22 protein-coding genes are annotated in these 26473 nt (G+C 72.1%); 8 read left to right on the forward strand and 14 right to left on the reverse strand.

Annotated elements, in window-relative coordinates; translation table 11 throughout:
* Positions 1–9: 9 nt before the first annotated feature.
* A complete protein-coding gene (locus tag WMF29_RS21390) occupies positions 10–804 on the reverse strand; it encodes an arginyltransferase (protein ID WP_437330605.1) in 795 nt (264 codons plus the stop codon).
* A gap of 378 nt (positions 805–1182) precedes the next feature.
* Here WMF29_RS21390 and yhbY point away from each other — a divergent pair, with 378 nt between their 5' ends.
* Complete coding sequence (gene yhbY, locus WMF29_RS21395) at positions 1183–1485, forward strand: ribosome assembly RNA-binding protein YhbY (protein ID WP_272099793.1); 303 nt, start codon at positions 1183–1185, stop codon at positions 1483–1485.
* Between the two features lie 144 nt (positions 1486–1629).
* On the opposite strand, the gene WMF29_RS21400 is transcribed toward yhbY, so the two are convergent.
* From WMF29_RS21400 to WMF29_RS21420, 5 genes are all read right to left on the reverse strand, one after another.
* Positions 1630–5466 carry an FAD-dependent oxidoreductase gene (locus WMF29_RS21400; protein ID WP_437330606.1) on the reverse strand — a complete coding sequence of 1279 codons (3837 nt, stop codon included), beginning with the start codon at positions 5464–5466 and terminating at the stop codon, positions 1630–1632.
* A gap of 210 nt (positions 5467–5676) precedes the next feature.
* Positions 5677–7023, reverse strand: coding sequence for an acetyl-CoA carboxylase biotin carboxylase subunit (accC, locus tag WMF29_RS21405; RefSeq protein ID WP_272099797.1), 1347 nt, complete (start codon positions 7021–7023; stop codon positions 5677–5679).
* A gap of 21 nt (positions 7024–7044) precedes the next feature.
* On the reverse strand, positions 7045–7578 hold the full coding sequence (gene accB / locus WMF29_RS21410) for an acetyl-CoA carboxylase biotin carboxyl carrier protein (protein ID WP_437330607.1): 534 nt from the start codon (positions 7576–7578) through the stop codon (positions 7045–7047).
* 39 nt (positions 7579–7617) lie between these two features.
* Positions 7618–8085, reverse strand: coding sequence for a type II 3-dehydroquinate dehydratase (locus WMF29_RS21415; protein ID WP_272100043.1), 468 nt, complete (start codon positions 8083–8085; stop codon positions 7618–7620).
* A complete protein-coding gene (locus tag WMF29_RS21420; RefSeq protein ID WP_012236555.1) occupies positions 8082–8441 on the reverse strand; it encodes a roadblock/LC7 domain-containing protein in 360 nt (119 codons plus the stop codon). The genes WMF29_RS21415 and WMF29_RS21420 overlap by 4 nt, the downstream gene beginning before the upstream one ends.
* 632 nt (positions 8442–9073) lie before the next feature.
* On the opposite strand from WMF29_RS21420, the gene WMF29_RS21425 reads away from it, so the two are divergent.
* Positions 9074–10960, forward strand: coding sequence for an aconitase family protein (locus WMF29_RS21425; protein WP_437330608.1), 1887 nt, complete (start codon positions 9074–9076; stop codon positions 10958–10960).
* Positions 10961–11044: 84 nt separating this feature from the next.
* Here the strand turns inward: WMF29_RS21425 and WMF29_RS21430 are convergent, their stop codons facing one another.
* Both WMF29_RS21430 and WMF29_RS21435 read right to left on the reverse strand, forming a co-directional pair.
* Complete coding sequence (locus WMF29_RS21430) at positions 11045–13138, reverse strand: hypothetical protein (protein WP_437330609.1); 2094 nt, start codon at positions 13136–13138, stop codon at positions 11045–11047.
* Positions 13139–13163: 25 nt separating this feature from the next.
* A complete protein-coding gene (locus WMF29_RS21435) occupies positions 13164–14261 on the reverse strand; it encodes a hypothetical protein (RefSeq protein ID WP_437330610.1) in 1098 nt (365 codons plus the stop codon).
* A 155-nt stretch (positions 14262–14416) separates the two neighbouring features.
* Between WMF29_RS21435 and WMF29_RS21440 the strand changes: the two genes are divergently transcribed.
* Positions 14417–15829, forward strand: coding sequence for a sulfatase (locus WMF29_RS21440; RefSeq protein WP_437330611.1), 1413 nt, complete (start codon positions 14417–14419; stop codon positions 15827–15829).
* Between the two features lie 37 nt (positions 15830–15866).
* Here WMF29_RS21440 and WMF29_RS21445 read toward each other — a convergent pair whose 3' ends face one another.
* The 3 genes from WMF29_RS21445 to WMF29_RS21455 are packed head-to-tail and all read right to left on the reverse strand — an operon-like array spanning position 15867 to position 17982.
* Positions 15867–16847: a hypothetical protein gene (locus WMF29_RS21445; protein WP_437330612.1), complete on the reverse strand. Its 981-nt coding sequence runs from the start codon at positions 16845–16847 to the stop codon at positions 15867–15869.
* A gap of 50 nt (positions 16848–16897) precedes the next feature.
* Positions 16898–17308 (reverse strand): hypothetical protein, encoded by a 411-nt coding sequence (locus WMF29_RS21450; RefSeq protein WP_437330613.1) that lies wholly within the window; start codon positions 17306–17308, stop codon positions 16898–16900.
* Positions 17305–17982, reverse strand: coding sequence for a hypothetical protein (locus WMF29_RS21455; protein WP_437330614.1), 678 nt, complete (start codon positions 17980–17982; stop codon positions 17305–17307). The genes WMF29_RS21450 and WMF29_RS21455 overlap by 4 nt, the downstream gene beginning before the upstream one ends.
* A gap of 191 nt (positions 17983–18173) precedes the next feature.
* Between WMF29_RS21455 and WMF29_RS21460 the strand changes: the two genes are divergently transcribed.
* The gene (locus tag WMF29_RS21460; RefSeq protein WP_437330615.1) at positions 18174–18734 is read left to right on the forward strand and encodes a hypothetical protein; all 561 of its coding nucleotides are present in this window, start codon (positions 18174–18176) and stop codon (positions 18732–18734) included.
* A 69-nt stretch (positions 18735–18803) separates the two neighbouring features.
* On the opposite strand, the gene WMF29_RS21465 is transcribed toward WMF29_RS21460, so the two are convergent.
* Together WMF29_RS21465 and mutY are read right to left on the reverse strand one after the other, a co-directional pair.
* Positions 18804–18959, reverse strand: a complete 156-nt coding sequence (locus WMF29_RS21465; RefSeq protein ID WP_020736650.1) for a hypothetical protein — start codon at positions 18957–18959, stop codon at positions 18804–18806.
* 381 nt (positions 18960–19340) lie between these two features.
* Positions 19341–20729 (reverse strand): A/G-specific adenine glycosylase, encoded by a 1389-nt coding sequence (mutY, locus tag WMF29_RS21470; RefSeq protein WP_437330616.1) that lies wholly within the window; start codon positions 20727–20729, stop codon positions 19341–19343.
* A 136-nt stretch (positions 20730–20865) separates the two neighbouring features.
* Between mutY and WMF29_RS21475 the strand changes: the two genes are divergently transcribed.
* From WMF29_RS21475 to WMF29_RS21490, 4 genes are all read left to right on the forward strand, one after another.
* Entirely contained in the window at positions 20866–21648 is a 783-nt protein-coding gene (locus WMF29_RS21475) for a hypothetical protein (RefSeq protein WP_437330617.1), read from the forward strand.
* A gap of 244 nt (positions 21649–21892) precedes the next feature.
* Positions 21893–22399, forward strand: coding sequence for a hypothetical protein (locus WMF29_RS21480; RefSeq protein ID WP_012236567.1), 507 nt, complete (start codon positions 21893–21895; stop codon positions 22397–22399).
* Positions 22396–22884, forward strand: coding sequence for a hypothetical protein (locus tag WMF29_RS21485; protein WP_272099823.1), 489 nt, complete (start codon positions 22396–22398; stop codon positions 22882–22884). Before WMF29_RS21480 ends, WMF29_RS21485 begins: the two co-directional genes overlap by 4 nt.
* Positions 22885–22956: 72 nt before the next feature.
* Positions 22957–24237 (forward strand): phosphodiester glycosidase family protein, encoded by a 1281-nt coding sequence (locus tag WMF29_RS21490; protein ID WP_437330618.1) that lies wholly within the window; start codon positions 22957–22959, stop codon positions 24235–24237.
* Between the two features lie 19 nt (positions 24238–24256).
* Here the strand turns inward: WMF29_RS21490 and WMF29_RS21495 are convergent, their stop codons facing one another.
* The gene (locus tag WMF29_RS21495; RefSeq protein WP_437330619.1) at positions 24257–26455 is read right to left on the reverse strand and encodes an ATP-binding protein; all 2199 of its coding nucleotides are present in this window, start codon (positions 26453–26455) and stop codon (positions 24257–24259) included.
* Positions 26456–26473: the final 18 nt, after the last annotated feature.

The raw sequence follows: 26473 nt of genomic DNA on the forward strand, positions 1-26473 counted from the left end.
GTGCTCCTGTCATGGCGCCGCGCGCGGCTGCCGCTCGAAGCGCCGCCAGCGGCCATCGATGAGCCGCTCGTGCGGCAGGTACTGCGCCTTGTAGACAAGCCGCGAGCAGCGCTCGACGTACAGGCCGAGGTACAGGTACCGGAGGCCCCAGGAGCGGCACAGCTCGAGCTGCTTCAGGATCGAGAAGACACCGGGGCTCAGCGGCTCCAGCTCGGGCTCATAGAACGAGTAGACCGCGGACAGGGAATCCTGCCCCCGATCCACGACGGCTACCCCGACGAGACGGCCGCCGACGCGATAGCGCATCTCGAACGTCTCGCAGCAGCTGTCCACGAGGAACGCCTCGTACCCCGCGGCGCCGAGCGGGCCATCGTCGCGCATCAACCCCCGGCCGTGCTTGTGCCGGTTGTACAGGACGATCTTCTCTCGCGTGGTCACGGGCGGGCCGATCTCCACGTCCACCACGCGCTCTCCACGGCGGAGCACCCGGCGCTGCGTGCGGCCGGGGACGAAGTCACGAACGACGATCCGGATCGGCTCGCACGCGCGGCACGAGGGGCACTGGGTGCGGTAGAGCAGCTTGCCATGGCGACGGTTGCCCGCGACGAGCCTCTGGTCGAACTCCGCACGGGTGAGCGGGCGGATGGGCACGCGCAGCGGCATCCGCGCTTCGGCTTCGGGCAGGTACGGACAGGGGCTCACCTCGTCATGGACCGTGAGCTCGATAGGGTTCGCTCCCTCGTCCAGCCGAGGGAGCTCGGCGTCCTGCCCCGCTACCGAATCTCGCTCGCTCGATGAGCCCATGTCGGTGTCGATCCGAGCGCTCGATCCCCCATCGAGCTCCCGGCCGCTAGATCAAGGGGATGCCTGTTGCACTGCCACGTCAAGCAAAACCCAGAGCGGCCCGGGCCCGCTGAGAGCTCCGCCCGCTTGCGCCCCGCTGGCCCATGTCGCACATCTACCCATGCAAACCCACGTGCTACCCACGTACGCTGCATCCTCCGGTTTTCCGGCTCCGGGCCTGGGCGATCCGGGCGTTGCGCGAAGAGCCCGAGCCCGCGCGGCGCGCCCTTTTCGCTCGGCCCGGAGGCCAGTATGACCGCGCGCGCGACCGCGACAGGGACGTCCCATCGACCATCGAGCGCCCGAGTCGCGCGAGCGCCTCAAGAAAGGCCGAACGCTTTGGATCTGACAGGAAAGCAGCGCCGCCACCTCCGCGCGCTGGGGCATCACCTCGACCCGGTCGTGCAGCTCGGCAAGGCCGGCTTGACCGACGGCGTCGTCGCGGCCGTCGACGCCGCCCTGGAGCGGCACGAGCTCGTGAAGATACGCCTGGGCACCGAGTGCCCGGACGAGCTCGACGACGTCGCGGACTCCCTCTCCGAGAAGCTCCGCGCCGCCGTCGCGCAGACGCTGGGACGGACGATCCTGCTGTACAGGCGCCACCCCAAGGAGCCGAAGATCAAGCTGCCCGCGGGCAGCTGAGCGCAAGCGCCCGCAGCGCGCGCCCACCCCATGGGCGGCCTCGGGCGCATCGACTCGACGAGACCTCGACGAGACGCCGCCGAGGCCGCCTTCCGACATGCCGCGGCGGCGAGGCCTCGGATCGCCGAGGCCCCGGAGCCGACGTCACACGTGTCGGAGCGTGGGGCGCTCGGCCAGCAGGTGATCGAGCCAGGCGTTCGACAGCTTCTCCTGCACCGTGTTGGCCCGGAGCCTCGCGGCGAGGTTCTTGAAGTCGACGTGGTCGATGAGCTGGTCCTGGTTAAAGCACGAGAAGACCAGCGTCTCCTTGCCCGTCTCCGGGTCCACGTGCCGCTGGAGGCACTGCGCGCAGACCTCCTTCATCATGCACTGCATCGGCGAGTTGATGCTCGCGATGCCCACGTGCTTCGGATCCAGGTGCGGCGCCAGCACCCCGTGCCGCGCCTCGCGCACGGCGTTCATCATCTTGTCCGAGCCGATCGCGATGATGCGCCGGACCTCCGAGAGGGCCGCCAGCTCGCCGCCGAACTGGCGCTCGGCGTAGGCCCGCATCGCCTGGACGATGTTGCCGCGGAAGTGGCGGTCGGTCGCGCGCCGCGGGGTGACCTCGGCGCCGCCGTCCGTGCACCAGATGACCTGGTCGGTCGCCACCTCGATCTCGTCCTGCTTGAAGAGATCCTCGCCCCGCCTGTAGCCGGCGAAGTAGATCACGCGGGCGCCGCGCGCCTTGAGCGCCTTCGCGATCGAGAACAGGACGGCGTTGCCGAGCCCGCCGCCGGCGAGCAGCACCGTCTCTCCCTCGGGGATGTCCGTGGGCGTCCCGGTCGGCCCCATCACGACGACCTCCTCGCCCGGGCGCAGCGCGGCGAGCAGGCGCGAGGACGCGCCCATCTCCAGCGCGATGAGCGACAGCAGCCCCTTCTCCTTGTCGACCCACGCGCCCGTGAGCGCGAGGCCCTCCATCGCGAGCCGCGTGCCGCGGATCACGGGCGAGCGCACCTCGTAGTTCTGCAGCCGGTAGAACTGCCCGGGCTCGAACTTCCGCGCCGCCGCGGGCGCGCGCACGACCACCTCGACGATCGTCGGCGTGAGCCGCTGGACCCGCTCGACCACCGCGCCGAGGTCGTGATCGAGGCGGGCGAAGAGGTCGCGCCTCCGCGCGTCGCGCGCGGCCTGCGGCTCCTCGCCGAGCCGGGCGATGTCGTGGCGGAACAGCGCGACGACGGACGGGTACGCGTCCTTGGCGCTCGCCATCGCCTTCACGACGCTCCCCGCGTAGTGGGGGTGGTTGTCGCCGTAGAAGCTCACCGCGTGCTCGCCGTCGTTGTAGCTCGTGAAGAAGCCCTCCCGCGGCTTGGCCGGCTCCACCTTGAGCGCGCCGCCCTCGTCGACGTAGGCGCGGTGCGGCTGGAAGAACTGCCGCCACTTGTCGAACACGAACGAGCCCGGGCGCTCCTTCTCGTACGTGACGTTGGGGCTCGTCCCGGCCGCGACGCACACGGTGCGGGCGGGGATCGAGACCGCCTGCCCCGCGCTCCGCCACTTGCCGTCCACGATCTCCTGCCGATCGAAGACGAGCGAGGAGACGCACCCGCGCTCGTCGAGCACCGCCTCGACCGGGGCGAGGTTCTCGACGTAGCGGATCCCCTCCTCGAGCGACTTGGCGACCTCCTCGTGGTTCAGCCGGTACGCCGGCGAGTCGATGAGCCGCTTCCGGTAGACCAGCGAGACGCCTCCCCACGCGTCGATCAGGCCCTGGAACCGCGGCGGGCGCCCCTCGCGCGCGGCGCGCGCGCGCTCGTCGCGGATCTCCTCCGCGTGGCGCCGCTGCTCGGCCAGGAACTCCCGCTCCTCCTCGTCGAACATCGCGAGGACGGCCGCCTCTCCGCGCTCCGCGACCAGCGCGTCGAGCCGGTCGGCCGTCTTCTCGGCCTGCACGACGTAGTACGCGGCGAGCTCCGTCGCGGTGTCGATCGCCGTGAGGCCGCCGCCGATCACCACCGCCGGCAGGCGCACCTGGAGGTTCGCGAGCGCCGAGCGCTTGTAGGCCCCGGCCAGCTGGAGCGCCATCAGGAAGTCCGACGCCTTGCGGATGCCGCGCGCGAGGTTGTTCTTGAGCGGGATGATCGTCGGGCGCCCCGCGCCCGCCGCGATCGCGACGTGGTGGAACCCGAGCCGGAAGGCGTCGTCGAGATCGATCGTCCCTCCGAACCGCACACCGCCGTGGATCCGGAGCAGCCGCTGTCGGGCGAGCGTGACGTACAGGACGGTGAGGAAGTTCTTGTCCCATCGCACCGTGATCCCGTACTCGCTCACCCCGCCGAAGCCGAGGAGGACGCGCTCGTCGAGCTCCGTGTAGAGCCGCTTGAAATCCTTGACCGGGCGCGGCGGGCGCGACTCGTCGCCCGTGAGCTCGACCGGCAGCGGCTCGATCTTCAGCCCGTCGATCGCCACGCACGCGAAGCCCTGCCGCGTGAGGTGGTGCGACAGCGTGTAGCCGGCCGGGCCGAGGCCGACGACGAGCACGTTCTTGCCGTTGTACGGCAGCGCGTGCGGCCGCAGCGCGTCGAGCGGGTTCCAGCGCGTGAGGAGCCCGTAGATCTCGAGGCCCCACGGGAGCGACAGCACGTCCGTGAGCACCGCGGTCTCGATCTGCGGGATGTCCACCGGCTCCTGCTTCTGGAAGACGCACGCCTTCATGCAGTCGTTGCAGATGCGGTGACCGGTGCCGGGGCACATCGGGTTGTCGACGCAGACGAGCGCGAGCCCGGCGATCGACTCGCCCCGCCCCCGCATGGTGTGCATCTCGCTGATCTTCTCGTCGAGCGGGCAGCCGTTCAGCTCGACGCCGAGCGGGTTCGCCTTGATCGCCCCGGTCTTGTTGTCGCGCAGGCCCTTCGAGCACGAGTCCTTGTCGCGATCGTGGCAGAAGAGGCAGTAGTCGACCTGGCTCTCGACCTCGCGCGGCGGCGCGCGGCGGTCGGTCAGCGCGAAGCCGTCGCGATCCCTCCGCTCGTGCTCGGGGCCGACGAGGAGCTCGGCCGAGCCCGGGCTGCCGTTCGCGCCCTTCCTCTGAAGCTGGACGAGCTCCTGGTAGTCCAGCGTGCGCGGCGCCTTCAGCGTCGGCCACCGCCGCGCCGGATCGTGCTCGTCCGCGCGGCGCGCCGCGAGCCACGCCTCGACGGCGTCGAGCGCGAGCGCCACGACCGCCCCGTCCTCGGCCTCCGTCGGCTCCGCGCCGGCGACCGCCGCCGCCGGCGCCACGCTCTCGGCGAGCGCCTGGTCCTCCCGCAGCGCCGCGCGCACCTTCGCCGCCCGCTCGCGGAGCTCGTCCGTCCACTTCGCGCCGCCGGCCTTGGCGGCCTTGCGGGCGATCTCGTCGACCTCGATCAGGGCGAGCGTCGCGCGCGCGATCGCGAGCTCCTCCGCGGCGGAGCCGCCGTCGAGCGCGCTCGCAGGCGCGCCCACGGCCGCGAGCGACCGCCGCGCCGCGTGCGCCGCCTCGACGTGCGTGCCCCGCCACGCCTTCCCGGGGTTCGGCTTGAACAGGCGCTTCTTCGAGAACTCGCGCTTGAAGTCCCAGAGCGCGCTCCGCTCGAGGGTCGCGTCGATCTGCGCCTGCGTTTCCCGCTCGACCCGGAAGAGCATCGCCACGAAGCGGCCGACGTGGGGCGCCGCCGCGAGGAGCGCCTCCGAGACCTGCTCCGGCGTGAGCGCGGGCCGACTCGCGTCGCCCTCCGCGCCGGAGGCCTCCGCCTGCGCCGCGCGCAGCGAGGTCCGGTACGCGTCGAAGCGCGCGTAGGCGCCCTCGTCCGCCGCGTGGAAATACTCCTCGAAGCGCTCCGTCAGCTCGGCGAGCTTCGCCGGGTCGAAGAGGTCGGCGTAGCCGAAACCAGGGAGCCCGAGCTCGAGCTCGGAGGCATCCGAGGTCGCCTGCACCCACGAAGAGAAGTCAGCCTGCACTCCAGCGTTCGCTTCCATACCCGCGGCAAATGCTTTCTATTTCAAGGAGGGTTCGCTCACCCGACGATGGCCTGCCCACGCGGCCTCGAGAGCGACGTAAGGTAGCACCTGGCCGCACCTTCGACCTGTCGCTCGGGCAACAATCATCGCAATCGGATTGCGTCTGTCAGCTCGACGAACGCGCAACGGCTGCGCGCTCATCGACGTGGCGACCGGCAGCGCGGAGCGTCAGAACCCCTGCGAGACGACGCGCTCGATCGTGTGCGTCGAGATGTTGCCCGCGACGACCTCTGGATCGCGCAGCAGCGCCTGGTGCAGCGGGATGTTCGTGCGGATGCCGCCGATGATGAACTCGTCGAGCGCGCACCGGAGCCTGGCGATCGCCTCGGCCCGGTTCGCGCCGTGCGCGATCACCTTGGCCACCAGCGAATCGTAGGAGCTCGGCACGCGGAAACCGCCGTACACACCGGAGTCGACGCGGATCCCGACGCCGCCGGGCGAGTGGTACTCGGTGATGAGGCCCGGCCACGGCACGAACGAGCGCGCGTCCTCGGCGTTGATCCGGCACTCGATGGCGTGGCCACGGAAGCTCCAGGGCCGCGTGTCGGGCAGCGAGAGGCGCTCGCCGGCAGCGGCGAGGATCTGCTGCGCGACCAGGTCGACGCCGGTCACCATCTCGGTGACCGGGTGCTCGACCTGGACGCGGGTGTTCATCTCCATGAAGAAGAGCTCGCCCCGCTCATCCATCAGGAACTCGAGCGTGCCCAGGCCGGTGTAGCCGGTCTCGAGGATCGCGCCCCTGATGATGTCGCCCATCCGGGAGCGCTTCTCGTTGTCCATCGCCGGGCTGGGCGACTCCTCCATCACCTTCTGGTGCCGGCGCTGGAGCGAGCACTCGCGCTCGCCGAGCGTCCACACGCCCCCGTGCTGATCCGCGAGCACCTGGAACTCGATGTGGCGCGGCGCCTCGACGTAGCGCTCGAGGTAGACGTCCGGGTTCTTGAAGCCGCTCAGGGCCTCCTGCGTCGCGATCTCGAACGAGCGCTGCACCTCGCCGGCCTCGCGGACGATGCGCATGCCCCTGCCGCCGCCGCCGCCGGAGGCCTTCAGGATCACCGGATAGCCGACGCGCTCGGCCTGCTCGGCCGCGTCCGCCGCGCTCTTGAGCACGCCCGTGCCGCTGAGCATGGGGATGCCGAAGCGCTTGGCGACCTCGCGCGCGGACACCTTGTCGCCCCAGGTCCGCATCGCCTCCGCGGTCGGCCCGATGAAGGTGAGGCGGCACTTCTTGCAAAGCTCGGCGAACTTCGCGTTCTCCGAGAGGAACCCGTAGCCCGGATGGATCGCGTCGGCGCCCGTGACCTCCGCGGCCGCGATGATCTGCGGGATGTTGAGGTAGCTCTTCGACGCCTCGGCCGGGCCGACGCACACGGCCTCGTCCGCGAACCGGACGTGCAGCGCAGCGGCGTCCGCCTCGGAGTGGATGGCCACCGTGCGGATGCCGAGCAGGCGGCAGGCGCGGATGACACGCATCGCGATCTCGCCGCGATTGGCGATCAGGATCTTCTGGAACACGGCACCCTCGCCCGGGCAGCGCTAGCTGCGCCGCACCTTGAAGAGACGCTGCCCGAACTCGACCGGCTTGCCGTTGTCGACGAGGATCTCGACGATCGTGCCCGGAGAGTCCGCCTCGATCTCGTTCATCAGCTTCATCGCCTCGATGATGCAGAGCGCCTGACCCACGCGGATCGCGCTGCCCACATCGACGAACGGGGGCGCGTCGGGCGACGGCGACCGGTAGAACGTGCCGACGAACGGCGACGTCACATAGGAGATCCCCTCGTCGCTCGCCGCCGCGGGCGCGGCAGGGGCCGCCGGCGCGGGCGCTGCAGCCGGCGCAGGTGCCGCCGCGGGCGGCGACGCCGGCGCGGCGACCGGCGCGCTGTGGATCTGGAAGGCGGCGGGCGCGAGGTGCGGCGCCGCGCCCTGCGGGATGACGCCTCCGCGCGTGAGGCGAATGCGAACGTGTTCGTCCTCGAACTCGAAGTCGCTCACGTTGCGCTTCTCTAAGATGCGTACCAGCGCCCGCAACTGCTTGAGGTTGATGTTCATGGAAGGACGTTCGGCCATCGATGTTTGCCGCCTTTCAACCAGAGTGACGGCGCATGTTCAACCTCTTTCGTCGGATCGCAGCTTCTCCAGATGCCCGAGCAGGCCGATCAGCCCAAGGACGTACGAGCTCGCACCGAAGCCCGCGACGCGCGCCATGCACGCAGGCGCGATGCGGGAGCGACGGCGGAACGGCTCTCGGCCGTCCGGGTTGGAGATGTGCACTTCGACGGTAGGAAGCGCGCTCGCGCGGATCGCGTCATAGAGCGCGATGGAGGTGTGCGTGTAGGCACCGGCGTTGAGGAGGATGCCGTGGAAGCCGCGATCGCCAGCGTGGCTGATCGCGGTCACGAGCTCCCCCTCGCAGTTCGATTGCATGCACGACACCGAGGCGCCGTGGCCCTTCGCGGCCTCCTCGACGGCGCGGTGGATGTCATCCAGCGTGGCCTTGCCGTAGATCGCTGGCTCGCGCTTGCCCAGTCGATCGAGGTTCGGCCCGGAGATGACCGAGATGCTGAAGCCGCTCAGGCGAGCTCCTTCAGCAGCACCGGCACCTTGGTGCGCAGGAGGTACCGAGCCTTGCCGATGTTCGCGTCGGGCGTCATCGAGAAGGCCACGAAGTACGAGTTGTTCACGACGCGGATCAGGGTCGTGACCTTCTCCGCCTGGATCGCGATCTCGGCGGCATTGCCCGCGTCGAGCATCTCGGCGGCGCGCTGGATCGACTTCAACACGACGCTGAACTCCGCGCCGATGGTGGTGATGTCGAACGCGGCCCCCGGCTTGGAATAGCTGTCGACCGGGATCCCCTCGAAATCCATGAGAAGGGTCGCGATGCCGCCCTCGGTGTTCTCTACGACTTCCTTCAGCACGGCCTGGAACATGCGCCGAGATTACCCAAGCGCGGCACGATCGGGAAAACAAACGAACCTGGGCCGGCATCTCGCGCCGCAGCCCGGGAGAGCCGGCGCTCCTCATCGTCGCCCGACCCGCTCGGCCGCGCGCGAGATGATGCGGGGCCGATGGCGACCGGCCGCGCGCGGCGGTGGCGGACGGCGCCGCGCGGCAGCGGCGCGAGGGAGCGCGGGCGCAGCGCCACGAAAGCTCGATCCGGCCGCCTGCCACCGGACCAGCGGGACGAGCGCAACCGACGCAACCACGCAACCGACGCCACAAGACGCTGACGAGACGCCACGAGACGCGACAGACGAAGCGCTGCGAAACGTTGGACCGGGCGGGCGCTTTGCCTCTTGCATCCTGGTCCCAGCCGGGCGATTCCCGCCCCTGGGGGCCCGCTCCAAAGCACGCCTTGACCCTCGTCCAGGCGAGCGGCTAACGTGCGGCCGTTCTTTCGCCTCGCGGCAAGGCCCGGAGGCGGATCCCACCGGCGCGTCTCGCCGGGGGGCCGACGTCAAACGTGGTCGGGAGCGGCGTGCGCCGTACCCGCCATCTCATCAAGAAAAACAAGGACGGCCCAACATCTATGCGTGCTCGAGCCGGGGATCCCCCCCGCACGATGCCCCAGAAGATCCTCGCCGGGCGGGCGGCGGATCCTCAGCTGCGCGGTGATCTCGTCCAGGTCAAGGTCGACCAGGTGATCCTCTCCAGGGCGCCGTCGCGCGCGCTGGCCGAGGCCATCGCCACGGGCATGAAGAAGACGCCGGTCGAAGTCGCCGTCGCCTACGACGGCACCTGCGTGGCCGACGCGAGCTCGCTCGCGGATATCGACGAGGGCAGCCCGCACTCGGTGTCGCCCGAGTTCCCGACCTACAACATCCCGATCGCGCGGCCCGGCATCGGCTTCCCTGCGCCCGTTCACCTGGAGCGCTTCGCGGCGCCGGCGCGGCTCGCCCTCACGGACGACCCGCGCCTCACGACCGTCGGCGGCATCGGCATGCTGTCGCTCGTCGTCTCGCCGAGCCAGCTCGGGCAGGCGCTCGCCACGGGCTCGATCTGGCTCCGGCCGCCCCGCAGCGTGCAGATCCACCTCTCGGGCAGGGTGCGGCCCTTCGTCTGCGCCAGGGACGTCGCCCTCGAGCTGCTCCGCAGGAACCTCGACGAGGTGGTGCGCCGCATCGAAGGCGAGCACCACGCGCCGGTGATCCTCGAGTTCGCCGGGCCGAGCGCGCGGCTCCTCTCCGTGGGCGACCGCGCGGTGCTCTGCGGCATCGCGCCGCAGGTCGGCGCGGCGGCGGCGCTGTTCGTGAGCGACGAGAAGACGGAGGTCTTCCTCCGCGATCAGCGCAGGTCGAAGGCCCACCGCGCGCTCGTGCCTGATCCGGGCGCGCCGTGCGAGGAGGTCGTCTCGATCGATCTCGGCACGGTCGATCCGCTGCTCATGGACGAGGAGGGCGTGGTCCGGCCCGTCCGCGATCTCGCCGGCAAGCCCGTGGCGCAGGTCGTCCTCGGCGGCGACTCCGGCGTGACGTTGCGCGACATGCTCGCGGCCGCGCTGCTGCTCAAGTCGAAGCGTGTGCCGTCGCGGCTCGACCTGCTCGTCGCGCCGCCGTCGCGGCAGGTGCTCGAGGTGCTCGCGCAGTCGGGCGCGCTCGTCGATCTCGTCGCGACGGGCGCGCGCATCGTCGAGCCGGACAGGCGCGTCGTCACGTCGGAGATCTACCCGCCGCCGCCCGGCAGCCTGTCGCTGCGCACGGCGGATCCGGAGCCGCGCATCGCCGGGGCGCCGTCGTTCGTCGTGGCCTCGGCGGAGACCCTCGCCTACGCGGTCGCCACCGGCGCCGTCGGCGATCCGCGGTCGTTCAAGCGGCCGGTGCGGGTGACCGTGCCGCGGGCGCTGCCGACCGACGACGTGCTGATCCTCCGCGACAAGAAGGGGGAGCAGGTGAGCACGAAGAAGCCGCCGCCGGCGCCCGCGGCGGTGCCGTGGAAGGGGCCGCTGACGCTCGACGTGCTCGCCGGCGTACCGAAGGTGAACGGACACGCGGCGGTCGGGGCACCCGGGCGCGCCGCCCCTGCGCCGGTCGAGGCGCCCGCGGCGGCCGCCGCGGATCAGCAGGGGCAGGCCGCGCCGGCGGAGGGCAAGGCGGCCGGCGGCGTGGCGCTCGTCCTGTCGACGCTCGACGAGGTGCGGGCGGTCGCGGAGCGCGCGACCGATCTCTCGACGGTGCGCGCGGTGGTCGCGCCCTTCGTCCCGAGCACCGCGGTGTCGGCGTTCGCGAGCGAGGGGATCGCCACGTTCCTCGTCGGCACGGAGGCGCTCGGCAGCATCAAGGAGCAGAAGAGCGTGGAGCTCCCCGCCCCCGCGCAGTGGGGCGATCGCGTCGCGGCGATCTTCGGGAGCGAGCGCGTCGAGGTGGCCTGGCTCGCGACCGGCATGGAGCGGAGCTGGACCCACGCGGGCACCGTGCGGCAGCCGGCCAGCTCGAGCAAACCAGCGAGGTAGCCGGGCCGAGATCCCGGTGGCGAGGCCGCCCCCACAGAGCGGGAGCCGCCTTCCACCGGGGACCGGGGAGCGGGAGAGCAGCGCTCAGGGAGCCGCGCGCACGGGGGCCAGCGGGGCGAGGAGCTTGATCTCGTTCGTGAGATCGCGGAAGCGGATCTGCTGCTCGTTGATCTGCATCTCGAGGACGATGATGCGCTTCGTGATCTCGTCGAGGCGCGCCGACGCCTTCGCGAGCCGATCCGTGAGGTCGCGGCGGAGCTCGTCGGCGGTCTTGTTCTTCTCGATGGCCCTGAGGTTCTGGCGGAGCTCGTGGCTCTGCTGCTCGAGGCGCTGCTGCTCGGCGAGGATCCTGTCGCGCTCGTCGATCGCCGGGCGGAGCTTGCCCCGGATGTCCCAGGCCTGACCGAGCTGCTTGGCCACGGCCGCGTCGGCGCGCGGGTCCTTCAGGTAGCCTTGCACCGCGTCGTCGGCGAGCTGGTCGAGCCAGTCGATCTGCTGCCGGAAGAGCCGCCGCTCGTCCACGTCGAGCACGGCCGTCCCCCGGCGCGGCACGTCGACCGGCACGAGCGCGCTGCCCGTGCCGACGTTGTCCTCCGTGCCCTTCGGGGGCGCGTGCAGGCGCGTCCCGTGCAAGCGGGGGTGCTTCACGAGCGTCCTCGCGGCGAGGTCGCCGCCGTTGCGGACGGCGTACTTCGTGTGCGTGACCCAGTCGCGCTCGATCTCGAGCGCGCCGGCCTCGATCTTCGCGATGCGCGCGCCCTCCGCGCTCTCCTCGCGCGTCGTGTCGACGGCGAGGCCCCGCTCCAGCGCGAACGGCACCGTCGTCGTGGCCCCCGGCGGCAGCGGCTCGACCATGCCCTGGCCGAGGAACGCGCCGTTCTCGAAGACGGCGATGGGGCCGCGCTCGAGGAGCCCCTTCGTGTCGTTCGTGAAGCGCGCCACCCGGAACGGGTGTGAGCTCGACGCGGGCACGCCGCCGTCGGGCGCGAACAGGAAGATCGACTCGCCCGGGACCGGCCTGGCCAGCAGCAGGACCATCGTCGCGCTCTTGTCGGGGATGTCGACCGGGAACGGGATGTCGTAGCGGGTCGTGCCCGCCTCCATCGCGACCGCGGCGAGGGCGCTCATGTTGCGCGGCGGAGAGGGGTTCATCGCCATGGGCGGCGGCGCCTGCGCCGCCGCCGGCGCTGACCGCTTCAACTGCGGCCCCGCGTGTTGCCCGCCGGCGCGCGCCTCTTCGCGGTCGGCTAGCCTCGGCATCGGCTTCGCGGCGGGTACCGTGGCCACCGCGCTCCGCCTCGCGGACCGCAGCTTGCCGCCGCCCTTCTCCATTTCGAGCTCGGCCTCGTCGGCGAACGCGTACCCCTCCCCGTCGTCGCCCGGCGCCGCGGGCGCAGGCGCGACGGGCGGCGGTGGCGGCGGCGCGGCCTCGGTGGCCAGCGTCGTCTCGCTCGTCGGCACGGACGCGATCACCTCGCCCTGGTCGCTGACGACGGGGCGCGGCGGGATCGCCGCCTGATCGAGCGTCGCCTGGAACGCGAGCGGCGCGCCCGCCACGAGCGACAGCTTCACCCCCTTCCAGTCCTCGCCCGAGAGGTTCTGCACGATGCCCCACGCCTGGAGGTGCGCCTGCTTCGCGTCCGCGCGCGGCGCTGCGCCCTGCGCCCCGCCCGCGCCCATCACGAGCCGGTACGATGGCCTCCACACGGGCGTCTCCGCCACGTAGCCGACCACGAGATCGTGCTCCCGCCCGTCGAGGGTGAGCTTCACCTTCTCGTGCTCGTCGTCGCGCTTCTTCTCCCCCGCGGCCGCGCCCTTGTCCTTCGGCGGCGGCGTCGGCGTCACCTCGGGCCCGAGCTCATCCGGCGCCTCGTCCTCGCCGGATCCGTCGTCGACCTCGACCGGGAACGACGCGCTCCGGACGCTGCTGCCGCCGGCCTCGATGACCGCGAGCGTCGCGAGGAAATCGCCGACCTTCTCCTTGCGGACCCGGAAGGTCACCTGATCGGCGTCGATGAGCCCCCGGCGCTCGAAATAAGCGACGCCGTTCCTGTAGATGACCACGCGCCGCAGCGCGAGCCCCGAGGCGTCCACATCGGGGCCGCGCGCGCAGCCGGCGAGCAGCGTGAGAGCGAGGAGCAGGCCGGAGCCCGCCCGCGCGACGTCGTACCGTCTCATGAATGTCCCTGGGTTTTCGCTTGAGTCAGCTGTCGGAGGGCGCCGTCGAGGCGCGGCGCCAGTCGGGCGGCAGGTCGAGAAAGCCCTCGTTGCAGAGGAACTCGTAGAGCCCCTCGCAGACCTCGCCGCAGATCATGCTGAAGAGGTGGGGATCGGTGATGAAGAGGATCGTCTCGTCGCGCTCGGCGCCCGCCGTGTCCGCGAGCTGGGCGACCAGCTCGTCCTCGGCGAAGCCGACGAGCATCACCATGAGGTGGCGCTCGAACGCGCTGCGGAAGCGGGGGAACGCCTCGCTCGTCAGCTTGTACGCGTACGCCCTGCCCTCGAACGTCCGCGCGTCCTGCACGACCCGCGCGGAGATCTCGCCGAGGCTCTGGGCGAGCTGCACGCTGAAGAAGTCGACGAGCACGGCGTGCACCACCGAGACGATGCGCCTGAGCTCGCTGGATCGGCGCGAGAGGAAGGCGTCCTGCATGTCCTTCGTGAGCTTCGCGAGCAGCTCGAACGACTGCTCCCGCGCGTCCTCGGACGCGAACTCGAAGCCGTCGAGCTCGGCCTCGATCCGGTTCTTGTAGCGGGTCAGCACGTAGAAGAGCGCCTGCTCGCCGTGGTGGATCACCTTCGGCGCGCCGTCGCGGCCGCGCGTCTTCTCGTGGAGCTCGGACTGGAAGAACAGGCGGGCGAGGTTCCTGTGGATCTTCTTGAGCCGCCGCTCGACGAGCAGCGAGATGCCGTCCTCGCGGATGACCCGCTCGAGCAGGGCGCAGAGCGTCTTCTCGTGCGCGTCGCGGATCGCGTCGCGGTTCTTCGCCCCGCGATCCGCGGCGCCCGCCGACGCCTGGATCACCTTCAGCTGGGCGACGACCTGCGCGGTGACGGCGTCGAGCTCGGGGTTGGTCTCGAGATCGGCGCGGTAGTGGACGATGCGGGCCTGCATCTGCTCCTCGAGCAGGCCGAGCGCCATCTCGGTGATGTGGTCCTTCAGCGCCTGGCTGACGTGCTCGCCGACGCGCCGCGGCGCGTCGGGCGGCAGCGGCCTCGGCGGCTCGGGCGCCGGCCTCCCCCCCGGTTGCGATCGGCCCGAGGGCGGCAGCGGCGGAGGGTTCCGAGGGACCGGGGCCATGACCCGACAGCATAGCGGAACTGGTCCGTGGTGTGCGGTTTTGGCGGAGCGGCGCGAGTCGGAGTAAGACGGCGGCCATGCACACGCTCGCTTCATCGATGTGCGCCGGGGGACCGGAAGGCCCTCGGGCGCCCTCCTCGCCGGCCCCCTCGCCCATGGCGCACCCGCGCCTGGTTCGCCGGCGCGTCGCGGCGGCGCTCGCGCTCGCGCTCGCCAGCGCTGGAGCGGGCTGCTCTCGCGACGGCGACGGCCAGCCGCCGCCCGCGCGCACGCCGGAGCCCGCGGCGCGGCAAGAGCCCGCCGCGACGGCGCCGGCCGCCACGGCAGAGGGCCCCGGGGCGGCCGCCGCGACGGACAGGAAGGACGGCGCGGCGGCGCCGCCGGCAGGTCAGCGCGAGAGGTTGAACGTCCTCGTGGTCTCGATCGACAGCCTGCGCGCGGACATGCCGTGGAACGGCTACGAGCGCGACATCGCGCCCGCGCTCACCGCGTTCGAGAAGAAGGCGGTCAGCTACACGCGCCACTACGCGATCTCGTCGTACACCTCGATGAGCGTCGGCGGATTCCTCGCCGGCCGGTACCCGAGCGAGGTCGATCGCAGCGGCTACTTCTTCGGCAACTACCCCGACAGCGTCCTCATGTTCCCGGAGCTCCTGCAGAAGGCCGGGGTGCGGACGATGAGCGCGCACGCGCACTTCTACTTCGACCAGAAGGCGGGCTTCCGTCAGGGCTTCGACGTGTACGAGATCGTGCCGGGGCTCTCGGCCGACAACACGACCGACCGGAACGTCACGAGCCCGGGGCACCTCGAGCTCGCGATGAAGATGCTCTCCGACAAGGCGAACACGTCGGGCACCTTCTTCGCGTACTTCCACTTTCTCGATCCGCACGACGTGTACATGACGCACGAGGGGTTCCCGCAGTTCGGCAAGCGGGCCCGCGACAAGTACGACGGGGAGGTCAGGTTCACCGACATGCACGTCGGCAAGCTGCTGGACTTCGTCGCGCAGCAGCCGTGGGCCAAGGACACGGCGATCATCGTGACCGCGGACCACGGCGAGGCGTTCGGCGAGCACAAGATGTTCCGCCACGGCTTCGAGGTGTGGGACGTGCTCGCCCACGTGCCGCTGATGATCCAGGCGCCCGGGATCACCCCGCGCCGGATCGACGTGCCTCGCAGCTCGATCGACCTGGCGCCGACGATCCTGGAGCTGACCGGCGCCCCGGCAGAGCCGTCGTTCCCGGGCAAGAGCCTGGTGCCCGAGCTCCACGGCGCGACGCCGGAGCCGCGCGACGTCATCGTCGATCTTCCGCGCACGAGCGACAACGACCGGCGCAGGGCGCTCGTCCACGGGCAGTACAAGCTCATCGCGTACGGCGACGACGACGCGTTCGACCTCTTCGACGTGGTCGCGGATCCGGGGGAGACGAAGGATCTCAAGCGAGCGCAGGCGCCGGTCTTCGAGGAGATGAAGGCGCTCTACAAGGAGCGCTCCGCGGCCATCAAGGACGTGTGCCCGAAGAACACGGCGAAGCTCAAGGGGAAGAAGAGCAACAAGCGGTGCTAGCGCGCGGAGCGGAGCGCCGCGCCGCAGAGCAGCAGCGCTAGCGCGCCGGCGGGGCGACGGTGAGCGTCACGACGTCGTCCTCGCCCGCCTCGATCCCAGCGCGCGCCACGAGGCGGGCGCCTTCGCACTCGAGGTGGAGCACGACGGGCGCCACCGCCTGGCGGCCGCACGACGGATCGCTCGAGACGCGCGCCGCGAAGGCGCTGCGAGCGAGCTCGACCGCCAGGGCGATGCCTCCGATGCGGCCCATCGCGTCGTCCGGGGCGACCTCGCGCGCCGAGCGCGCCTCCTCGAGGCGCGTGAAGAGGGCGGGCCCGCGGATCGCGACCTCGATCGGGCGGCCCGCCGCGTCCTCGAGGACGGCGACCTCGATCTCCGCCTGCCGCGGCGCGCTCTCCCCCTCGGCCGTCACCACGAACCAGAGCGGGATCCGCTTCGCGCAGACCGCCGCGCCCGGGCCCGCGCGCTCGTCGGCGGGCGCGCAGCGGGGAGGCGGGAGCGCCAGGCTGAACGGGACGATCACCTCCGCCGGCGCCTCTGCGAGGGGCCGCCCCCAGGCTCGCCTGTCCAGGAACCGGCGCAGCCACGCGGTGACCTCCTCGCCGATCCGCGCGCGCTCCGCCCGCTGCATCGCGAGCTGCGCCTCCGTCTGCTGAGCGGCGCGCGAGAGGACGTCGCCTGTGTTGCGCTCGCGGACGAGCTCGCGCAGCCGGTGGGTCGCCTCATCGCGGAACGCGCCCCTGGGCAGCGTCGCGAGGTACGCGGTGAGGCCCGCGGCCGTCCTGCGCTTCGCTGCGTAATAGATCGGCTCGGCGCGCGTGAGGTAGGCGCGCACCTCGTCGGCGAAGGCCCCGCGCGGATGGCGCTCCAGGTAGGCCGACGCCGCCGCGAGCCGCCCCTCGAGGGTCCTCGACACGCGCGTCGCGCGGTACGCCGCGTAGTCGTCGTAGCCCGCCAGGAGCGCCGGCGTCGAGGCGCACCCGGACAGGACGGCGACGAGCGCCGCGAACGAGAACATCCGAGCGGAAGTCGCAAGGCGTCGGCGGGAGGCGACTGCGCCACGCCCGCTCATGGCGCCTCTTCCAATGGGCAAAAATTGCACTCCGTCGGGGTCGACGCGCCTTCGTCGGCCATGTGGCCGCGGTACTCGTCGCAGCTCGCGAACTTGAGCTTGTGCAGGCACACCTCGCCGTCGTGGACCAGCGGATAGCAGCCGGTCGGGAGCTCCGGCGCGACCTCGAAGCCGCAGGCGGCGTCGCAGGCGCGCGTGCGCAGGCCGCACTCGTCGCACCGGGCGCAGTCGATCTGCGCCTTCAGGGCGAAGAACTTGTAGGGGTCGAGCTCCTCCGGCGCCTGGCCGCAGCTGCCGATGTCCCCGACCACCGGCGCGATGCCCACGAAGAGCAGCAGCGCCGCCGCGCCGGCGATCTCCTTCGCCCGTGGGCGCCCGCCTCGACGCTCGCGCTCCGGCAAGCTCATGGAAGGAGCTCGTGATCGATCATGAGCCCGAGCTGCGCCGAGACGACGGGATAGACGGTGTACGCCGCGTCGTACGTCGCGGCGCCATAGAAGAGATCCCCGACGATCTCGCCCGAGAGCGCGACGCCCGCGAGCAGGGAGTACCCGAGCCCTAGGGCGAGCTCGCCTCCGACGTTCACGTCGGGCTCGATCAGGATCGCCGCGCCGAGCCGCCCGTACCCGAGCACGCGCGTGAGGCCGCGGTAAGCGACGAAGTAGCTCGGCGTGAGCGACTCCTGCGGGACGCCGCCGACGGCCACCGAGAAGCGCAGCGCCCCGCCGTGCTGGACGCCGTCGGCCGGCCCCAGCGCGAGCGCGACCCCGAGATCGAGGTACCCCGCGGTGAGCGAGAGCGACTCCGCCGTATCGCCGAGCTGCGTCTGCAGCCGGTAGGGGTTGTTGAAGCGGATCCCCTTCCCCATCGCGACGGTCGACACGACCCGCCCCGCCGTCCCCGGTGGCCGCGCGAGCGCGCGGTACGCATCGAGCTCGGCGCCGCCGCGATCCTCGCCGGACAGCGACGCCGCGGCCCCCTCGGCGCCGCTGTCTGCGGCAGGCTGGGCCGCGGCGGCGCGCCCCCAGGATGCCCCGAGCAGAACCGCCACCAGCGCAAGCCCGGTCCGGAGTTCCAGCATTGCCACGAGCTTTCTACCCCGAGGCAGCGCCCGCTGGCACGCTCAATTGCGTCCCGCCCGCACGCCGCGCGGGCCTCGCCGCGGCATCGCCGCCCGGCGACGGCGCGCCGCGTGCCCCCGGCACGGTGCTCGCCACCGCTGCGTATCCGCCCGCTTCACCTGCGGACCGGACCCTGCATGGTGAGACCACCGTGAGCAATTCAAGCACCCGAGGCAGGCAAGGCACCGCCGCACAGCCGTCGGCGCTGCGCGCGCCGCGCGCCAGCGCGACGCGGCGTCGAGAACGAGAAGATCGAAGCGAACCGGGAAGGCCGCGCGACCCGGCCCAGGAAGCCGCGTGGACCGGCGCGGGCGAGCTGGACGAGCCGTTCATCGACATGCTCGACGCCGCGGCGGCGCCTCCGCTGCGGGGCAAGGTGAACCCGCGCAGCGAGATCAGCGACGTGATCCCGACGCTCGACGACGAGGTCCGCGGCTACCACCACCACCCGAACGACGCCGGCTGCACCGAGTTCGAGGTGAACCCCGACGCCGCCGACGCCGCCGCCGATCTCGCGAGCGACCTCGGGGCGGAGTTCCTGGAAGGCGCGACGAGGGGCCAGGACATCAGCGACGTCGTGATGTCGCACGACGATGACGACGGCGACCTGCCCTATCTCCTGGAAGACGAGGACGTCGAGTCCGTCGAGCCAGACGCCGAAGGAGAGGACGAGCAACCGGTGACCCAGCGGATGCGGCGGCACGCGGGCTGACGGGCAGCGCGCGACGGCGCGAGGTCGCGGCGCGCCGCCACGCGCGGCGCGCGACGAGGTCTGGCCCGGTCACGCCTGACCGAGCACGGGCAGCTCCGCCACCACCTCTCCGTCGATGCGGATGAAGGCCAGCAGGCCTTCGTCCTCGTAGGCCAGCACATCGAGCACGATCCGCTCGCACAGCGGCAGCACGTACAGCGCTCCGTCGTCCGCCATCACCGTCATGGATCGCACAGGTGCGCTCGCCGTGGGCAGCGTCTCTGTGGTCCGTCGTCGCGCATCCATGTCGCTTGAGCTCCCAGGCTTGAGTCGAGCTCCGGCCACCGCCGGCGCCGCGAGGCTAGAGGGCCTGCCCGTCATCTCACCAAGCGCCTTCCATGCCACAACGCTGGCGCAGCAGCGCCGGAGCCCGCGGCGTTCCACGGCGACATATGGCTTTCGCCCTGGCCCGCGCCGCTGCGTCGCTGCGGCTCAGCCACGAGCGGCGCCGCTCCCCGCCCGCAGCGGAGCGCGGCGCGCCCGGAGCGCCGCAAGACCGCGATTTCGAGCCGTCTCCGGCCTCGCCGACGGCCGATGCGCGCAGGCGTTCAGCCCGCCTGCGCGCGGTCATCGCGGTCTTCGCGCCGTTCCGACGTCCGGCGCCGATGCCGCGGACAGGACCTTTCGCGCGAGCTTGGAAACGCCGATATCCAGCGCGCCCGGATCGAGCCATGCCGCCTTCTCGTAGGGGGAGGCAAGCTTTGCCCGGAAGCGCCAGGGGGCCGCCACCTCGGCGCGCGCCACCGTCACGTCGAGGCGCCGGTGCGTGAGGATGTGGCGCACGCGGCCGACCTCGCGGAGCGGCGCGTCACGCGCGACGCCCACCAGCTCCAGGAGCGCGCGGGCGTCCGCGAGGGTGCGCGCCTCGACCATGGGCGGCTCCCAGAGTCCGCCGAAGAGACCTCCCTCCGCGCGCCGGACGAAGAGCACGCGATCGCCCGACCGCACCACGGCGGCGACCATCGCGACCGCCGGGACGTCGCGTTTCGGGGCGATCACCGGCAGATCCGCCTGCCGCCCCGCGGCGCGCGCGACACACGCGCCGTCGACGGGGCAGGCATCGCAGCGGGGGTTCCGGGGCGTGCACACGGTGGCGCCGAGCTCCATCAAGGCCTGGTTGAAGCGTCCGGGATGGACGCTGCTCGGCGCGCCCCGCACGAGGCGTTCGGCTGTCGACCAGAGCTTACGCGTGCCCGAGGCGCTGCGGATGTCGTCGTCGATGCCCTCGATGCGGGAGAGCACCCGGGCGACGTTGCCGTCGACGAGCGGCACCGGCTGATCGTACGCGATGCTCGCGATCGCGCCCGCGGTGTACGCGCCGACGCCGGGCAGGGCGAGCAGCGCGGAGACGTCGCGAGGGAGCGCCCCGTCGTGGCGGGCGGTGACCTCGCGCGCGGCGAGGTGGAGCACGCGGGCGCGGCGGTAGTAACCGAGGCCGCTCCAGAGCGAGAGCACGTCGTCGATCTCGGCGGAAGCCAGGGCGAAGACCGTCGGGTAGCGGGCGAGGAAGCGCTCGTAGTACGGGATCACCGTCTCGACGCGGGTCTGCTGGAGCATCACCTCGCTCAGCCAGATCGCGTAGGGGTCGCGCGTCCTCCGCCACGGCAGATCGCGCGCGACGCGGCCGAACCAGGCCTCGAGGGCGGCAGCGATCTCCCGGTCGCGCTCGCCCGGGTCCGGCGCTGCCGGCGGAGGGGCGCCCGCGCCCTGCTCGCGGGACGAGGCGCGGCGACGCGGAGAGCGCTGCGGCTCCTGATCATCCTCGCGCGCTCTCGCACGGCTGCGCGCGGGTTCTTGCTGGTCTGCGCTCGCGCGCTTGCGCGCGGGTTCTTGCTGGTCTGCGCTCGCGCGCTTGCGCGCGGGTTCTTGCTGGTCTGCGCCCGCGCGCTTGCGCGCGGGTTCTTGCTGGTCTGCGCCCGCGCGCTTGCGCGCGGGCGGCCGCGACGTCGTGCTCACGCGCGAAAGGCCCTGCCTCTGCGCTGTCGACGCGGATCGCCGAGGTCGCACGGATCGCTGAGGTTGCGCGGCTGCCGCTCGCGGTGCTCAGAAAACGCTTCCATCGCGCGGGACTCTAGCGCAAGAGCCGACCGCGGTGTCGTCCCGGCGCCCCTGCCCACCCCAGCTGCTCCCTCGGGCAGCGCGCCTCTGCGCCGCGCTGTTCCTCGGGCTCGTCGCGCCCGGGTGCCGCGACGAGCCGCGCCCCTGGGAGGGCAAGCCAGGCCCCGCGGTCGTGCTCTCGGCAGCGCCGCCTCAACCTGCCGCCACGATCGGGACCGGCGAGCTCCCGGACGCCGACGCGGGACAGGGCGACGGCGACGCCGGAACGCGCGCGGATCTCGATCTGCCGGTCCTCCCGGTGCGCGTCGGCGGTCCCTGGGTACGCTGCTATGGGAACTTCAGGATCAGCGGCGATCCGCTGAAGGACGTGACGCGCCTGTCGCTGCTCTGCGGCCCGGAGAACGGCATGCGCCGGATCTCGCCGAAGCCGATCGAAGGTCAGGTGGCCGAAGGCGGCGCGATCGTCACGGAGAAGCTGCAGGCGGTCCGGGGCGCGTGTTACCGGGTATTCGCCGTCGGCGGACCGGGGGTCCTCAACCTGGACGTCGCCGTGCGGAGCAGCCGCGGGGCGATGATCGCGAGCGACGGCACCGAGGACGCATGGCCGATCGTCCAGCCGGATCGGCCCTTCTGCCCGCTCGAGGACGACGACGCCACCGTGGAGATCAGCGCCCGCCGCGGCAGTGGCCGGTTCGCAGCGGAGGTCTGGATGCTGAAATCCTACAAACGAGCGCGCCAAGGCGACGCCGGCACCGAAGCAGGAGAGGACGAGACGTACGAAATGAACAACGAGACGGACACCTACGAGGAGCTCTGAGCTGGTGTCCTCTCGACCATCGCCCGAGCCACAGACATCGCGGCGTCACGATTTCCGTCCGGGTCACTGCAGTGTCCGCTGCCGACAGCTGCAAGGAAGAGCTCTGCTGGCTGCCGGACGCGCGCGAAAGGCTCCCCATCGTCATCAAAATCCGGCAGATCCATGGACCATGGCGCGACGCCGGCACCCTGCACGCACCCCTGCATTGACGTGGCCGCCCCGTCCCGCTAGGGGAGCCCGAGCCATGGCCGACGACACCGAGCCGCTCCGCGAGGACGAAGGGGACAAGGTGGAAGGCGAAGGCGAGAAGAAACGCCTCTTCGAGCGCGCTATCCCCGAGATCTTCAAGCGCGTGGTCGAGCGCGCCGTCGAGAGCGGCATCGACAAGCTCAGCGAGGGGCCCGAGAACCTCCGGCACTTCGTGGGCGACCTCAAGCTGCCCAAAGAGGTCCTCCACTACCTCTATACCCAGATCGACGAGACCAAGAACGGTCTCTACCGGGTCGTCGCGAAGGAGATCCGGGACGTGCTCGAGCACACCCAGTTTGCGGACGAGATCACGAAGGTGCTGACGAAGCTCTCCTTCGAGATCAAGACCGAGATCCGCTTCATCCCCAACGAAGCGGCGAAGCGAGACGACAGCCAGGACGAGCCGAGGACCGGGTTGCCGAAGCCGGAGGTCACCGCTCAGGTGAACGTCAAAGACCGAAGCAAAGAGACCGGGCGAGACCGGCGCCGTGAGGAGAAGTGACGACGAAAAAGCTTAGGACAGGCGGCGAAGTCGACGCCTGGTGCACCAAGTGCCGCCTCGATCTTACCCATCGGATCATCGCGATGGTCGGCGACGTGGTGAAGAAGGTCGAGTGCAAGACGTGCATGTCGCACCACCTCTACCGCCAGCCGAAGAGCGAACGGGAGAACCGCGCGGCGGCCCGCGCCTCCGCTCGGAGCAGCAGCGAGCCGCGGGCGGCGTCGAGCTCGCCGCGCGGCGGCGTGGAGCGCCTCACGGCCGCCCAGCGCGCCGAGCGCGATCAGACGCTCGCGTGGGAGCGCGCCATCGCGGGGCAGCCGTCCGGCGCGTTCAAGCCGTACCGCGTCACGCTGACCTTCGGCGAGGGCGAGCTGATCCACCACAGCAAGTTCGGCGACGGCGTGGTCGCGAAGGTCATCGATCGGGGCAAGATCGAGATCCTGTTCAAGGACGGCCCCCGCACGATGGCGCACGGGCAGCCGTAACGAGCGCCGCGGCGCTCGCTCGAAGCCCGAAACTTGGGGCTGCCCGCGCGATCGGGTAGCCTCGGTATCGCCTTGGACAACCCTTCGCCCCCTCCTGCGAGCGGGTCCCTGCGCAGGCGGCGATCCCGCGCTGGCTTGCCCGAGCGCGCGCTGCGCTGCGCGGCGATCTGCGCGATCGCCGTCGAGGCGCTCTGGTACGGCATCCACGAGGTCCGCGGCTTCGGCCCGGCCCTCGCCGACGGCGTGCGCGCCGTGGTCGGCCCTGCGCCTGTCGCGTGGGCCGAGGACGTGGCCTACGGCGTCGCCGATCGGCTGAACCGGGCCATCTACCGCCACGCGGCGCCGAAGACCTTCTGGGAGCCCCCGCCCGCCGCCGTCGCCGCGGAGGCCGTGAAGAGCGCCGAGGGCCCGGAGGCGGAGCCGGTCACGCCGCCCGCCTCGTTCCAGCCGCCCTTCCCCGAGGTCGCGGCCACCGGTGATGGCGTCTGGACGCCGATCGCCGACAGCGCCGCCCGGCCCGGCGAGGCTCAGGTGCTCTGGAAGAGCGTCGTGCACCCCGACCCGAAGCGCGTGTTCGCGGCCATCGCGGTGGTGGCGATCGATCTCGGGCGCGTCGACCTCCGGCTCGTCGCGGGCACCAAGGAGCCGTTCTCGCCGGACATCCCGGCAGAGCGGCGCCCTGGGCTCGTGCCAGGAAGCCACGCCGCGGAGCTCGTCGCCGCCTTCAACGGGGGCTTCAAGGCGATGCACGGCCACTACGGGATGATGCTCGACGGCGACACGTTCCTGCCGCCGCGCGACAGGGCGTGCACGATCGCGCTCTACCGCAGCGGCGCGGTGCGGATCCGGACCTGGCCCGAGCTGCGCGACGACGAGGCCCGCATGGCCGGGTACCGGCAGACGCCGCCTTGCCTGGTCGAGCAGGGCGAGCTCCACCACGCGCTGTACGACTCGAACCGGGACTGGGGTGCGACGGTGAGCGGCGAGACGGTGATCCGGCGCTCGGCGCTCGGCGTCGACGCGACGGGCAAGCTGCTCTTCTACGGGCTCGGCGAGGCCGTCACGGCCCGCAGCCTCGCCCGCGGGATGAAGGCCGCGGGCGCGCACGACGTGGCGGAGCTCGACGTCAACCACGCCTACCCGCGCTTCCTCCTGTACGCCCGCGGCGCGGACGGCGCGGGGCCGCGCGCCAGCTCGGCGCTGATCCCGGACGTGCAGTTCAAGCCCGAGGAGTACGTCGCGGAGCCGGCGCAGCGCGACTTCTTCTACCTGCGACGCCGTCGGCCGCCGGCGCCGCTCGGGATCGCCGATCCGGCGCCCGAGAGCGACGTCCTCGATCGCGGCGGGCGGTGACCACCGGCCCTCGCCGCGACTAGCGGCGATCGAGCAGGTCGCGCAGCCGCTGCGCGAGCGTCTCGGGGGTGAACGGCTTCTGCAGCAGCGCGAGCTCGCGATCGGGCTCGGCGCCCGCGAGGACGTCCTCGGCGTAGCCGGAGATGTACAGCACGCGGGCGCGCGGGTGGATCGCGACGGCGCGCTCGGCGAGCTCGCGGCCGTTCATGCCCGGCATCACGAGATCGGTGAGCAGGAGATCCACGGTGTATTCCCCCTCCCGCGCGAGCACCGCCAGCGCTTCCTCACCGCTCGCGGCCGAGAGCACGCCGTAGCCGCGCCGCTCGAGCACATCGACGATGAGCTTGCGGACGGCGTCGTCGTCCTCGACGACGAGCACCGTCTCGTCGCCGCCCGCCGGCGACGGCCGCGCGCGGGCGGGCGCCACCTCGGCGCGCTCCTCGACGCGCGGGAAGTAGACGCGGAACGTCGTGCCGCGCCCGGGCTCGCTCTCGACCTCGATGAGCCCGCCGCTCTGGCTCACGATCCCGTACACCGTGGCGAGGCCCAGCCCCGTGCCCTTGCCTCGCGCCTTCGTCGTGAAGAACGGCTCGAACAGGTGCGAGAGCGTGTCGTGATCCATCCCGTTGCCGCTGTCGGTCACCGAGAGCACGACGTAGGGAGGGCCCCCGGCGGCGGGCGCGTCGTCGTCGTCCCGCTCCGCCGGCGCGAAGGACCTCGCCGCCGGGCTCTCGCCTGGCTCGCCCAGGGAGGTCTCGACGACGAGCTTGCCGCCCCTCGGCATCGCGTCGCGCGCGTTCACGACGAGGTTCAGGATGACCTGCTCCAGCTGGCTCTTGTCGACCTTGATCGAGCCGAGATCCCGGTCGACGTTCGTCTGCAGATCGATGTCCTCGCCGATGAGGCGCTGCAGCATCGTCTGCATGTCGAGCACCACCGCGTTGATGTCGAGCGCCTCGCGCTGCAGCGCCTTGCGGCGGCTCATCGCGAGGAGCTGCCGCGTGAGCGCCGCGGCGCGCTCCCCGGCCTTCGTGACCTGGAGGGCGTCGCGCCGCAGCGCGCTGTCGGGCCCGAGCCGGCGGATGAGGAGCTCGCCGTAGCCGAGCATCACCATCAGCATGTTGTTGAAGTCGTGCGCGATGCCGCCGGCGAGCCGCCCGAGCGCCTCCATCTTCTGCGACTCGCGCGAGCGCTCCTCGCGCTGCCGGAGCGCCTCCTCGGTGCGCCGCCGCTCGGTGATGTCGCGGACGAGGACGAGGACGTGCCCCTCGAGGAACGGCATCACCCGCGCCTCGACGTGCCGCTCTCCGCCGGCGCTCGCGACGGCGTGCTCGAGCGCGACAACCGCGCCCGCCTCGTGAGCCTCCTGGCTCGCCCGCTCGAGCCGCTCCCCGAGATCCAGCGGGAGCACCTCGGTCATGCGCTTGCCCGACAGCGCCTCCGCCGCGACGTGGAGCTCGGAGAGCCGCGGCTGGTTGAAGTCGACGATCTGCAGCTCGGCGTCGAGGCGGAAGCAGAGATCGGGGATCGCGTGAAATAGCGCGCGGAGCTCGCCCGCGGCGCGCGCGCCCTCCCGCTCGGCGCGCCACCGCTCGATGCTCTGCCCGATCTGGCTGCCCACGGACGCGAGGACGCGGAGCAGCTGCTCGTCGCCGCGGTGCGGGGCGCGGCTCCTCAGCTCGATCACCCCGGCGACGCGGGGGCCGCACGGGATCGGGACGGCGCACGCCGCGCGCTCCCAGTCCGGCGCGCGCGCGGCATGCTCGCCGACGTCGACGACGCCCGCGCTGGCGCGGAACACCGGCGAGGCGCGCCGGAAGGCCTCGCCGACGAGATCGGACTCGGCGGCGAGGGTAGGCTCCTGGCGAAGCACCTCCGCGAGCGCCTCGCGATCGACGTGCGCCGCCGACCGGGCCTCGACGCAGCGGAGCGCGCCCGCCCTCGCCGCGGATCGCGGCGCGTCGCCCGCGGCGCTCGGCTCCGGCTCCGCGAGCCAGAGCGCGGCGACGTCCCAGCCGAGGTGATCGATCAGCGCGGCGAGCACGCGCGGAGCGGCCTCCGCGAGCGAGGCCGCCCCGCACAGCGCGCTCGTCGTCGCGAGGTGCGCGGCCAGCCGGGCCTCGGCCTGCCGGCCCTCGGTCGGATGGACCTCGGCGAGACCGCCCGGCGCTGCCCCGGCGTAGGCCTGCCCCTCGGGATCGAGATCGTCGTGTGGCACGTGAAGCCGCGGAGCCCC

Origin of the sequence: Sorangium sp. So ce381, from assembly GCF_051473845.1 — a bacterium.
GTDB classification, from domain to species: Bacteria; Myxococcota_A; Polyangia; order Polyangiales; family Polyangiaceae; genus Sorangium; species Sorangium atrum.

Coding starts and splice junctions, on each gene's coding strand:
- WMF29_RS21390 (WP_437330605.1), bottom strand. CDS start 804: ATGGGCTCATCGAGCGAGCGAGATTCGGTAGCGGGGCAGGACGCCGAG.
- WMF29_RS21400 (WP_437330606.1), bottom strand. CDS start 5,466: ATGGAAGCGAACGCTGGAGTGCAGGCTGACTTCTCTTCGTGGGTGCAG.
- accB (WP_437330607.1), bottom strand. CDS start 7,578: ATGGCCGAACGTCCTTCCATGAACATCAACCTCAAGCAGTTGCGGGCG.
- WMF29_RS21420 (WP_012236555.1), bottom strand. CDS start 8,441: ATGTTCCAGGCCGTGCTGAAGGAAGTCGTAGAGAACACCGAGGGCGGC.
- WMF29_RS21425 (WP_437330608.1), top strand. CDS start 9,074: ATGCCCCAGAAGATCCTCGCCGGGCGGGCGGCGGATCCTCAGCTGCGC.
- WMF29_RS21430 (WP_437330609.1), bottom strand. CDS start 13,138: ATGAGACGGTACGACGTCGCGCGGGCGGGCTCCGGCCTGCTCCTCGCT.
- WMF29_RS21435 (WP_437330610.1), bottom strand. CDS start 14,261: ATGGCCCCGGTCCCTCGGAACCCTCCGCCGCTGCCGCCCTCGGGCCGA.
- WMF29_RS21440 (WP_437330611.1), top strand. CDS start 14,417: ATGGCGCACCCGCGCCTGGTTCGCCGGCGCGTCGCGGCGGCGCTCGCG.
- WMF29_RS21445 (WP_437330612.1), bottom strand. CDS start 16,847: ATGTTCTCGTTCGCGGCGCTCGTCGCCGTCCTGTCCGGGTGCGCCTCG.
- WMF29_RS21450 (WP_437330613.1), bottom strand. CDS start 17,308: ATGAGCTTGCCGGAGCGCGAGCGTCGAGGCGGGCGCCCACGGGCGAAG.
- WMF29_RS21455 (WP_437330614.1), bottom strand. CDS start 17,982: ATGCTGGAACTCCGGACCGGGCTTGCGCTGGTGGCGGTTCTGCTCGGG.
- WMF29_RS21465 (WP_020736650.1), bottom strand. CDS start 18,959: ATGACGGTGATGGCGGACGACGGAGCGCTGTACGTGCTGCCGCTGTGC.
- WMF29_RS21480 (WP_012236567.1), top strand. CDS start 21,893: ATGGCCGACGACACCGAGCCGCTCCGCGAGGACGAAGGGGACAAGGTG.